At 60.0% G+C, this 11,604-nt stretch carries 12 protein-coding genes; 3 read left to right on the top strand and 9 right to left on the bottom strand.

Going from position 1 to position 11,604, the window contains the following annotated elements; all coding sequences use genetic code 11:
• The 9 genes from mraY to WC683_16930 all read right to left on the bottom strand — a co-directional run.
• A partial coding sequence (gene mraY, locus WC683_16970; GenBank protein MFA4974301.1) for a phospho-N-acetylmuramoyl-pentapeptide-transferase occupies nt 1–825 on the bottom strand: 825 nt, incomplete at its 3' end.
• Nucleotides 826–2,214 (bottom strand): UDP-N-acetylmuramoyl-tripeptide--D-alanyl-D-alanine ligase, encoded by a 1,389-nt coding sequence (murF, locus tag WC683_16965; protein MFA4974300.1) that lies wholly within the window; start codon nt 2,212–2,214, stop codon nt 826–828.
• Between the two features lie 6 nt (nt 2,215–2,220).
• Nucleotides 2,221–3,720: a UDP-N-acetylmuramoyl-L-alanyl-D-glutamate--2,6-diaminopimelate ligase gene (locus WC683_16960; protein MFA4974299.1), complete on the bottom strand. Its 1,500-nt coding sequence runs from the start codon at nt 3,718–3,720 to the stop codon at nt 2,221–2,223.
• 16 nt (nt 3,721–3,736) lie between these two features.
• The gene (locus WC683_16955) at nt 3,737–5,746 is read right to left on the bottom strand and encodes a penicillin-binding transpeptidase domain-containing protein (protein ID MFA4974298.1); all 2,010 of its coding nucleotides are present in this window, start codon (nt 5,744–5,746) and stop codon (nt 3,737–3,739) included.
• Between the two features lie 16 nt (nt 5,747–5,762).
• Entirely contained in the window at nt 5,763–6,143 is a 381-nt protein-coding gene (gene ftsL / locus WC683_16950) for a cell division protein FtsL (GenBank protein MFA4974297.1), read from the bottom strand.
• A complete protein-coding gene (rsmH, locus tag WC683_16945; protein ID MFA4974296.1) occupies nt 6,140–7,048 on the bottom strand; it encodes a 16S rRNA (cytosine(1402)-N(4))-methyltransferase RsmH in 909 nt (302 codons plus the stop codon). Before rsmH ends, ftsL begins: the two co-directional genes overlap by 4 nt.
• Nucleotides 7,045–7,398, bottom strand: a complete 354-nt coding sequence (locus WC683_16940; GenBank protein MFA4974295.1) for an STAS domain-containing protein — start codon at nt 7,396–7,398, stop codon at nt 7,045–7,047. Before WC683_16940 ends, rsmH begins: the two co-directional genes overlap by 4 nt.
• Before the next feature lie 17 nt (nt 7,399–7,415).
• On the bottom strand, nt 7,416–7,856 hold the full coding sequence (gene mraZ, locus WC683_16935) for a division/cell wall cluster transcriptional repressor MraZ (protein ID MFA4974294.1): 441 nt from the start codon (nt 7,854–7,856) through the stop codon (nt 7,416–7,418).
• A gap of 347 nt (nt 7,857–8,203) precedes the next feature.
• A complete protein-coding gene (locus tag WC683_16930) occupies nt 8,204–9,037 on the bottom strand; it encodes a type II CAAX endopeptidase family protein (GenBank protein ID MFA4974293.1) in 834 nt (277 codons plus the stop codon).
• Nucleotides 9,038–9,151: 114 nt separating this feature from the next.
• Between WC683_16930 and WC683_16925 the strand changes: the two genes are divergently transcribed.
• The 3 genes from WC683_16925 to WC683_16915 form a co-directional block, all read left to right on the top strand.
• Nucleotides 9,152–10,069, top strand: a complete 918-nt coding sequence (locus WC683_16925) for an LD-carboxypeptidase (protein MFA4974292.1) — start codon at nt 9,152–9,154, stop codon at nt 10,067–10,069.
• Nucleotides 10,066–11,232, top strand: coding sequence for a serine hydrolase domain-containing protein (locus WC683_16920; protein ID MFA4974291.1), 1,167 nt, complete (start codon nt 10,066–10,068; stop codon nt 11,230–11,232). The genes WC683_16925 and WC683_16920 overlap by 4 nt, the downstream gene beginning before the upstream one ends.
• Before the next feature lie 129 nt (nt 11,233–11,361).
• On the top strand, nt 11,362–11,604 hold a 243-nt coding region (locus WC683_16915), incomplete at its 3' end, for a Mur ligase domain-containing protein (protein ID MFA4974290.1).

The raw sequence follows: 11,604 nt of genomic DNA, 5'->3' as shown, positions 1-11,604 counted from the left end.
CAGCAGGGCGCCGAGCGGCAAAGAACCAACGTCGCCCATGAAGATGGAGGCCGGATGCGCGTTGTACCAGAGGAAACCGACGCACGCGCCCACGACCGCGCCGCAGAGGACCGCGAGCTCGCCCGAACCGGGCACCGCCTGGACCGCCAGATAGTTGGCGATAGCCGCGTGGCCGGCGATATACGCCAGGATGCCGTAAGCCAGGAACGCGACTATGCAGGGCACGCTCACCAGCCCGTCCAGGCCGTCGGTGAGGTTGACCGCGTTCGAAGCCCCCACGATCACGATCACGGCAAAGGGAACATAGGCCCATCCGATGTTCGGCGCCAGCTCCTTGAAGAACGGGAGAGTTATCTCCCTCGATAGTCCGAGCGCGTCGAAGAGCGCCAGGGCGGCGAAAGTCCCGACGACGATCTGCAGCGGAAATTTTACCCGCGCCCTCATGCCCTTCGGGTCCTTCAGTATCACCTTGCGGTAGTCGTCTATGAAACCGATTATCCCGAAGCCGGCGATCACGAAGATGCCCATGAGCACGAAAGGCTCCATGAACCTGGACCATAGCAGCACTGAGAGGAACACCGAGGCCCAGATCAAGAGCCCGCCCATGGTCGGGGTGCCCCTCTTGTCCATGTGGGTGACCGGGCCGTCGTCGCGCACCGTCTGCCAGAACTGCTTCGCGGCGAGCATCCTGATCAGCGGCTTGCCGAATATGAAATAGATCGCCATCGCGGTGAACGTCGCCATGAACATGCGGAAGGTGATGTACCGCACGACGTTGAACCCGACGAAATCCGAGTGCAGCGGATATAATAGATAGTATAGCATTTAGCCCGTCCCTATCTCCTGTTTGAGGTAATCCACCACCCGCTCCATCCTCATACCGCGCGATCCCTTCACCAGCAGGACGTCGCCCGCGCGCAGATCCTTTTCGATGAGCCTGCTCATCTGCTCCACATCGTCGCACACCACTATCGAGGACTCACCGACCCCCGCACTCATCGCGCCGTCGGCGACCTCAGAGGCGAAATCGCCCAGGACGTAGATCGGGGAGGCTCCCATCTCTGCGGCCGCCTCGCCCACCCCCCTGTGAAAATCAGGGGACTGATCGCCTAGCTCCAGCATGTCGCCAAGAGCCACGATGAAGCGGCCGGCCCTGGTCGCGGAGCCCACGGTCCTGAACGCGGCCCGCATCGACTCCGGGTTAGCGTTGTACGAATCGTTGACCATCCTGGCGCCGTTAGCGAGCTGTATGCGCTCGAAGCGCATGGCCATCGGCTTGAACGCCGCGAGCCTCTCCATCGCTTCGGAGTCGTCGACCCCGAGCGCTACGCCTATGGACAGCGCCGCAAGGGCGTTCATGACGTTGTGCGCTCCGGGCACCGGCAGCACCGTCGTATGCTCGCGGCCCTTTATCGATACTGCCAGCCTCATCTCGTCCAGGCCGTTGGTCTCCATGTTGAGGAACTTTACGTCGCAGTCGTTCTGCATGCCGAAGGTGATGCGATCGCCGCGGCGGCCCTTCGCCGCCTCCATAACCCATCTGTCCTCCGCGTTGACGCAGATCAGCCCTTTGCTGTCCATGGTCTCGAAGAGCTCGCCCTTTGCCCTGGCCACCGCCTCGACCGTGTGAAGCTTCTCCAGGTGCGCCGCGGTGACGTTCGTGATCAGGCCCACGCCGGGAGCCGCTATCTCCGTGAGCCTTCTTATCTCCCCGGGGGCGTTCATGCCCATCTCCAGCACCGCAACCCCGTGGCCTTCCGTCCAGCGGAACACCGTGAGCGGCAGGCCGATGAGGTTGTTGAAGTTACCTTCTGTCTTGAGCACCGTCCCCTTTGCAGCCGCTATGGCCGCCGCCATCTCCTTGGTCGTGGACTTTCCGTTGCTGCCGCTGATCGCTACGCACGGCGCATCGAAGCGGCGCCGCCACCACGCGGCGATGTCGCCTAGCGCCCGCTCCGTGTCCTTCACTAATACGGCCGGCGTCGGATGCGAAAGCTTCGTGCCGTTACGGACCATCACCGCGCCGGCCCCTGAGGCTACGGCGTCGCCTATGAAATCGTGACCGTCAAAATGCGCGCCCTTTATCGCCACGAAGAGATCTCCGGCGCCGATCTTCCTCGTGTCGATCCCTATGGATGAAAATTGCGTCTCCGTCCGGGCGCCGCTGATCTCTCCCTTGGTCGCAGCCGCTATGTCGTTCAGGGTGAACTTCATATTTCCCTATCTCTTCTTCCCGAGAAGACGCGCAAGCTCCTCGCGATCGTCGAAGTGATGCTTCGTCTCCCCCACTATCTGATAATCCTCGTGTCCCTTTCCGGCCACCACGAGCACGTCCCCATCCGATGAGAGCTCCACGGCGCGGGTGATGGCGTCGCGCCGATCCACTATGACTTCATAACCCGTGGAGCCGTCGTACGGAGTAGACTCATCCTTCACCCCGGGAATGATCTCCTCGATTATCGCGGAGGGGTCCTCCGTGCGCGGATTGTCGCTCGTCACGATCGATATGTCGGCCAGCCCCGCGGCGATCTTGCCCATGACCGGACGTTTGATCCTATCGCGATCGCCGCCGCATCCGAATACCGCGATGAGTCTGCCTCCGGTCTTATCGGCCAGCTCTCTCGCGTGCGAGAGCGCATTGCCGAGCGCATCCGGCGTGTGGGCGTAATCTACTAGCGCCATGATGCCGCGATCGTTCTCCACCGGCTCGAAGCGACCTGGGACAGCCCTGATCGACTCGATGCCTGTCTTTATGACGTCGATGTCTATCCCTAGCCCGTGCGCCGCAGCCGTCGCCGCCAGAAGGTTCTGGGCGTTGAATCTTCCGCAGAGCCTGGAGCTGCACGCGAAGTCGCCGGAGGGGGTCGCGATCCTCATAGAAAGGCCGGAGGCGCCGAGCGAAAGATCGTAGCCTCTCACTTCCGCTTTCTCGGACATCCCGTAGAGAACCACCGGCACGATGGTGCGCGCCGCGATCTTCTCACAGTATTCCGCATCGGCGTTTATCGCCGCAAACGCTCCGCTCTTGCCTCCTTCAGCCAGGACCCTCTCGAAGAGCTTCGCCTTCGCTCTGAAGTACGATTCCATCTCGCCGTGATAATCCAGATGCTCCGGCGTGAGATTGGTGAATATCCCGGCGTCGAAGGAACAGCCGGCGATCCTCTCCTGCTCGAGGGCGTGAGAGCTCACCTCCATGGCGCAGCTCGCGCAGCCGGCGTCTCTCATCCTGGCGAGGAGTTTCTGCAGGTCGAGGCCGAATGGAGTGGTGTGAGGCGACGGCTCGCTCCTGCCGGCGAATCTGTATTCCACCGTGCCGATCACGCCGGGTCTCAGGCCTGCGGCGGAAAAAATCGATTCGAGTATGTAGGTGGTGGTGGTCTTGCCGTTCGTGCCAGTGACGCCGACGACTTTGAGTCTGCGGGACGGGTCGCCCATCATGCGCGCCGACATATGACCCAGGGCCTTGCGCGAGTCGCTCACCACTACATTGGGGACATCGCACCCGCGATCCATCGGCCTCTCGCTGACGACGGCCGCGGCCCCTCTATTGAGCGCCTCGATGACGAAGTCGTGACCGTCGCGGCGCAAACCGCGCAGCGCGAAAAAGCAGGAGCCCTGAGTGGCCTCGCCCGCGTCATAGACCAGGTCTTTGACGTCGAGATCAAGCGATCCGGTCGTCCCCAGGACGTGCATCCCTGATATGAGGTCGATTAGTTTCATAGCTTCATCAAGCCGCTCACATGAGCGGCACGAACTCCACCCTGCATACGCTGCCCGAACTGAGCACGCTGCCGGATTCAGGCCACTGTTTGACTGCGATGCCGCTGCCGTGGAAGCTCCACTCCAACGACGCGTCTCCGGCCGCCGCGAGCACGCCCCTCATAGTCATGCCCCTGAAATCAGGGAGCACCCATGTGGCGTCGTCATTCTTCTTCATCTGCTTCGACTCGTCGTCTCCAGAGGTCACCAGCAAGACGTCGTCGACCGCCGTTTGCTCCGGCGGCTGCTCAGCCTGGATCACGGAGCGGCCGGAAGGCTTGCTGGCTGGGACCTTGAGATACCTGAGGGTCTTCTCGATTATCTTTCGGAAGACCGGGGCCGCCACCTGCCCTCCGTAGTATTGGCCGTGCGGCTCGTCTATGCCGACGAATACCGCGATCTTTGGGTCTTCCGCCGGCGCGAACCCTACGAACGACGAATAGTACTTGCCTCTCGCATAGACGCCGCTGCGCGAATCCACTTTCTGAGCGGTTCCGGTCTTGCCGGCCACGCTGTAGTCGATGCTGGCGGCCAGCGCGCCGGTGCCTTTTTCCTCTACCACAGCCCTGAGCATTCCGGTCATGAGCTTCGCCGTCTCTTGGCTTATCGGGGTCGCGACGACCTCCGGGATCGTCTCGGATACCACCTCCCCGTTCTCCGAAATGACTTTATCAACGACGTACGGCTTCATGAGCTTTCCGCCATTGGCGATCGCCGCAAACGCCATCGCCATCTGCAGGGGCGTGACGGCGATGCCCTGGCCGAATGCCACGGTGGCGTCCTGGACCGGCGACCATCTCCTGTAATCGGTTAGGATGCCGGACGTCTCACCGGGAAGATCTATTCCGGTCTTCCTGCCGAAGCCGAATTCTTTTATGGCCTCGAATACGCGTTTGCGGCCAAGCTTCTGGCTCACCTTGAACGCGCCGATATTGCTGGACACCCTTATTATGTCGGCCACCGAGAGTTTGCCGTAAGGATGCGCGTCCCTGATCACATCCTTGCCGATCTTTATCTTTCCACCCTCGCAATTAAAGATTTCCTCGGCGCGGGCCGCACCTTGGTCGAGCGCCGCCGATACTACGATCACCTTGAACGTGGAGCCGGGTTCATGCGGGTCCACGATCACTCCGTTGCGCCAGCTCGACAGCGGGTATTTCGAGTACTCGTTAGGATCGAAGGTCGGAACGTTCGCCATCGCGAGAACCTTGCCGCTCTTCACGTCGACCACCACCGCCTCGCCGCTCTTGGCCGACGCCTTTTTGACGCCGATCTCCAGCTCGGAATCGGCTATGTACTGAAGCATCTTGTCGACGGTAAGCCTGATGCTGCGGCGGTCCGCGTTCTCCGCTCCGTCGGTGGGCGACAGATAAAGATGCCCCCTAGCGTCGCGCTTCAAGTCGTCCGACTTCTCGCTCGAAGACAGCACCGAATTGTAGTAGAGCTCGACCCCTCCCAGCGGCTCGCCGTCCATCCCGACCGCACCGAGCAGCGTGGCTCCCACCGTGCCGTTAGGATACGAACGACGGCTCTCCTTCATGGAATACACGCCCTTGAGCTCCAGCGCTTTGACCGCTTCAGCCTCCTCATGAGAAGCTCGCCTTTTCACCCAAACGAATTTCCTCTCTATTGAAAGCCTGTCCAAAAGCTTCTTGCGATCCACGGAGAGGGCGCCCGCAAGTTTGTTGGCGGCATCCACGGAATTTTCTATCTCCCTGGGGTTGGCGAAGATGGAGTCGGTGGTCACGTCTCCGGCCAGATCTCTGCCTGCAGAATCCACAATCCTGCCGCGCATGCTGCTCTCCATCACCGCGGTCCTGTACTGCCTGAGCGCCACCTTCTCCAGCTGTTCGTTGTCCTTGAGGTGGAAGACCACAGCCCTGCTGGCCAGAATGCCGAAGCATATCGCGAAAAAAGCGCCCACCACATAGAGGCGCCGCACCCCCATGGATTCCCTATCGCGCTGCGTGGTCCTGAACTTCGGCATATGTTATGAATTACCTTTATTTTTCCCGCTCTGATTCCACATCGACCTGACCGGACATCCTCAAGACCACCACTTCGTCCCCCATCGGCAGCCTCATGCCGAACCTCTCGCTGGCGATTCTGGTGAGCCTTTCCGGAGTCCTGAGCTCGGCGATCTCGGCCTGAAGAATATCGCGCTGTTCGGCAAGCTCGGTCACATCTTTACGCACACGGCTCACCTCGTAGCCCAGCTGGATCACCTGTATCCTAGCCCACACGAAGAGCAGGGCCACCAGCATGCCGACTGCGAGCAGGGAGAGCGCCTGCCTCAGATATCGCCTGGTGGCGATCGCGGTCTTGGTGGCGATCGGCTGGCTGCGAACCGCGCTGGCCATCGACATCGTGAGAACCCTGTTCACGCCGCTCTCCTTATCGCCCTCAGTTTCGCGCTGCGAGACCTCAAATTGCTTTCGATCTCTTCATCGCCGGGTCTCATCGCTTTTTTCGTGAGCAGGTCGAAACCGTCCGAACCGGCCAGCTCGCGAAAACGGCGTTTGACCAGCCTGTCCTCCAGCGAATGATACGAGAGGACCGCAAGCCTCCCACCCGGGTTGAGGAGGCCTGGCGCAGAATCCAGAAAATTTTTCAGCTCTCCCAGCTCGTCGTTCACCGCGATGCGCAGCGCCTGGAAAGTGCGCGTCGCCGGGTTTATCCTAGTATTGCGCCGCCCCGGCACCGCGCGATTTATCGCGGCGGAGAGCTTGGCGGTGGTGTCGATGTCTCTGCGGCCTGCGATCGCACTCGCGATCCTTCGCGAATACCTCTCCTCGCCGTAGACCCTTATGATCTCCTCCAGCTCAGCGGCGCTCGATCCGCTTATGAGATCCGCCGCCGTCATACCGGAGCCGCAATCCATCCTCATGTCCAGAGGTCCGTCGCGCATGAACGAGAAACCCCTCCCGCCCTCATTCAGCTGGTGACTCGAGACTCCGAGATCGGCGAGGATCGCATCGACCCCTCCCACCCCCAGCTCCGAGAGAACCCTCGCCAACTCGCCCATCCTCGCACGGATCAGCTTCGACCTGCCGCCGGATGCGGCCAGCGCCGCACCCGCCTCCTCGATAGCCCGTGCATCCCTGTCGATTCCAATGAGCAGCCCATCGGGAGAAATCGCCTCGAGCAGCATACGCGCGTGGCCTCCGCCCCCAAGTGTGGCGTCCACGGCCACCTCGCCCGGCCGCAGCTTGAGGAGTTTCAGCACGGCATCCGCCATCACAGGGACATGAAATTCGCCGCGCGGAAATTCGCCGGCGCCGCCTGTCATTGAAGATCCCCGCCGGGCGCGTCGCCCACGAAACTCAGCAACGCATCCTCTACCGAAGCGTAGACCTCTTCATCGAGGCCCATCGCCTCCAGGATGTTCTTCACGTAACCGTTCGCCGCGGCCATCTTCAGATCGCCGCCGTCGCATTGGAACTCTATTATTCGCTCTGCGATCCTCTGCACGAGTTTGTAGTCGAGGTGTTTGAGCCCCTCGAAATTGAGAACTACGTTTCTCTGATCGCAACTAGACAACGAAGAAAGCAGATCTTCGAGCACGTGGACGTTGCGACGCGACAGCTCGCCCATCACTCCCACCACCGATATGTCGTGAACTCTCTTGACCTCGAACATCGGTTTTCCTTGCGCAGCTAGAGGCCCAGCTCGGCGAGCCTGTCCCCCATGGAATCAAGTTTGACCCTGGCGTCCCTGAAGGCTTCCTCCCAGCGATCCTCCGCCCATATCTCTATGCGGCGGGTCATGCCGACGATCACCACGTCCTTCGATAATCCGGCGTAGCCGCGAAGCGTGGGCGGTATGAGTATGCGGCCCTGTCCGTCTATCGGGCACTCGGCTGCTGCGGATATGAAGATCCTCTGGAGGGCCTTGACCTCTTCCCTGAACTGCGGGAGCTCCGAGACCTTCTTCTCGAGCTTCTGCCACTCGGCCACCGGATACGCCCAGAGGCACTCGTCGAAATTGGTGATGATGAGTCTCTCGTCAAAGTTCGCGGCCAAAAGCTCGCGGAACTTGGAAGGAACTGAGAGCCGCCCCTTCGCGTCTATCTGATGGTTATATCTCCCACGAAACATGCGTCTTTCCCATGGTTTAGGAATCGATACCACTTCTTCCCACTTATTGGGAAAATAGCGATAAAACGCAGAGCCCGTCAAGTTCTTTTGCTTTCTAATGCCTTGAAAAAACTGGGTTTTTTGAAAAAGAGGGGACGTTCGTGTCGGATAAAAAAGAGTCTTTAAATCCGGCCGTTGTAGTGAGTGCTAAAAGTAATGTATAGAATATTTATATAATTATTTGATTTATAAGGATTATTTTGTCAAAGAACTTCTTTGACCTGCGTTGCCATAAAACGCACGTCCGGCTTGAGTTTGCAAAGGCTCTTGCCCTGTTTCCATCACCAAATCAGCTTTTAAAGGGATAATCAACCAGAAAACCGCTTGGAATGCGGATCTGCAGAGACATGACCATGTCCTGACCGCCTTCTGCGACGCAGAATGATGATAGCGGATGCGACTGTGATGATCGCAGCGAAGATGCATATCGCGACGTCGATGCCGTGCGTGTTTTCGTCGAACGGGAACTTGAACCCCCTGACGTGATTGATGAAGGTCCACGAGTTGTTGAAGACGTGACAGAAGATCGCGGCCCAGATCGAGCCGGTCGCGTAGAAGACCCATCCGAAGACGATCCCCAAAAGAAAATAGAGATGCATGTGATATACGTTGCCGTGCATCAGCGCGAAGAGCGCGGAGGTCAACGCGATCGCCCACGCGTTGCCCCACCTGGCCGCAAGAGAGCCCTGGCAGAAACCCCTGAAGAATATCTCCTCGCAGAAGCCAGGGACCACGCACAGCAGAAAGAGCTTCCACGCCACGGCGCCCGAGGTCTTCGCCTCCATTATGCCGTCGATCGTCTTCCGCATCTCCTCGGGTAACGGGAAAAAGCTCTCGCTCACGACTGTGGCGTAGTCCAAGAGCACGACCGCGCCGAGGATGAACACGACGAGCAGGGAAAAGAGCGCGGGATCGATCTTTGCGGATGGAACAACTTTGCGGCGATCGAGGCCCAGGACGAAGATGAAAAAGATGGGCAGGCCCGCGATTATGAGGATTTCATTGAGGAGTATTCCCGAGGAGAGCCAGCCGGCCCTGATGATGAGGCTCACCGGCGTCTGCATGAGCATCACCAGGGACGCCGAGAAGAAAACGAGCGCCGGCGACGCGACGCCCCCGTATGAAAATAACTTTCTCATCATCGATCGCCTCCGCCGTGATCCGCATCGAGGGTAGGTTTAAGTATAATGGGTGTCAAGCCAAAGGCCGAGAATATGCCCTTGGCATTCGATCAAAAACGCCATAAGTTGAAAACCATGAAGAAGGCAAGGGCGCTGAAACGCGGGGACACGATAGGGGTCGCGGCTCCATCCAGTCCTTTCGATCGAACCCTCTTCCAACATGGGGTGAAGGCCCTCGAAGGGCTGGGGTTCGAAGTCCGCTTCCGCAAGGACATCTTCGACCAGAATCGCTATTTCGCAGGCACCGAAAAAAGGCGCGCCGAGGAGCTGATGGAGCTCATGGTGGATGAATCAGTGCGCGCGATCATGTTCGCAAGGGGCGGCTACGGCTGCCAACGCGTCATCCCGCTGCTCGACGTGGAGGCGCTGAAGAAGAACGCAAAACCGGTGATAGGGTTCTCCGACATCACCGCGCTGCTCACATTTTTGAGGCAGGGCGCCGGCATCCCCACGTTCTACGGCCCAGTGATCACGCAGCTCGGCAAAGGCTCTTCCGATTCTACGAGCGCAGGGTTGCTCCGCGCGCTCACGACCCCAGGTCCGCTCGGAAACCTGCCGTGCGGCAAGGCCAGGACGATGAAGCCGGGAACGGCCAGCGGCAAGCTGGTGGGCGGATGCCTCACCCTCATCAATTCCAGCATAGGCACCCCGTACGAGCTCGACACCGAAAATTCGATCCTCTTCATCGAGGACGCCGGCGAGAAGATATACGCGCTCGACCGGATGCTCACGCAGCTTAAGGCCGGCGGCTCGCTCGACAGGGCTCGAGCTATCGTCATAGGCGACATCATCCCGCCGCAAGGCGAAAAGCACGACATAGACGCGATGCTCGCGGACGCGCTCGCCGGATTCAAGGGGCCGGTAGTCGACGGGTTCCCGGCGGGCCACTCGGGAGAATTCGTGACTCTGCCTATGGGCGTAAACGTAACAATAGACGCGACGGACAAAGATCGGACTCCATCCATAGAGGTCACAGAAGGGCTCCTCACATGACGCGGCGAATCGAATCCGCTTTCAACAACGCGATAGCAGAGGGGGTCTTCCCGGCGGCGGACGTTCTCGTCGCAAGAAGCGGGGAGATAATCTTCAGGGGGAGCTACGGGCAGGCGAGGGAGAGCACCTGCTTCGACATCGCATCTCTCACCAAGCCGATCTCCACGGCCACCCTCACCATGATGCTCACGGCCGAGGGTCTCATCAAGCTCGACGACACCGCGTACCAGTGGCTCCCCGGCGCAAGACAGCCGGCGCATAAGCAGATCACCGTCGCCCATCTCATGAATCACGTCAGCGGGCTGCCGGCATGGCAGCCGTATTACAGGGAGCTTCCGTTCTCGCTCGTCGGCACGGAAGAAGGCCGGAGGATGATCCTCGACTCGTGCTATGCTGAGGAGCTGATCTCAGAGCCGGGCAGCAAGACCATCTACAGCGACATCGGCTACATCATCCTGGGCGAGATGCTGGACCACGCCGGCAGCGCACCGCTCGACGAGCTCTTCGCAAAGAGGATCGCAAAACCACTGGGCCTCTCAGACACGTTCTACTCGAGGGTGCGCGGCGGCGAACCTTCCACGACGTCGCGAAGGACGAGGACCAGGCCGGATCAGCACGTCCCCACGCCGAAGCACGGCGCGCCGGAGGATCGGCCCCAGCGAAAAAAGGGGGAGCACCGCAGGTTCGCGCCCACCGAAGATTGCCCGTGGCGCGAGAGGGTGATCCACGGCGAGGTCCACGACCCCAACGCCTACGCGCTGGGCGGCGTCGCCGGCCACGCCGGCCTCTTCTCCACGGCCGATGACATCCATCGCTTCGCGCTGGAACTGACGCGCTGTTACAAAGGCGAATCGAGCTGGATCGAGCCCGACGTGGTGAGAGATTTTCTCAAGGAAGCAAAACAAAAACCAGCAGGCGAGCAGTTCGTCGGCGGCTGGAACCGGCCCTCCAGGAAGAATTCCGCGTCAGGGCATCTCTTCTCGCCCAATTCCATAGGGCACCTGGGATATACGGGCTGTTCGTTGTGGATAGATCTCTCCGCGGATTACTGGGTGGTGCTGCTCACGAATCGGATACATCCCACCTCGACCAATCAGATGATCACCGCGTTCAGGCCGGCGATCCACGACCTCATCCATGATGTGTTGATCGCTCACAAATAAATTCCGCCGGATCCCGTGTGCAACGCCTCGAATTCACTTGCTTTTTCACTCCCTGTATCGTAAAAAGTCTAGATACTTCAATAAGTTAGAATAGGAGAGGTGTGTAAAAAATAACCTATGAAGATACATATGTTAGGCATCGGCGGGACCGGGATGGGATCGTTGGCAGGCCTACTGGTGGAGGCGGGCCACAAGGTCAGCGGCACTGACGAGACGCTCTATCCGCCAATGAGCGAACAGATTGCCGCGCTCGGCATAAAGCCCTTCAACGGCTACAGACCCGAGAACATCGACACCGCGGCCCCGCAGCTCGCGATCATCGGCAACGTGATCCGCAAGGACAACCCCGAGGCCCAGGAGGTGTTGCGGCGC

This window comes from bacterium (assembly GCA_041648665.1).
GTDB lineage: Bacteria > UBA10199 > UBA10199 > 2-02-FULL-44-16 > JAAZCA01 > JAFGMW01.
The sequence above is the reverse complement of the archived record's forward strand: the minus strand, read 5'-3'. Positions and strand labels throughout refer to the sequence as shown.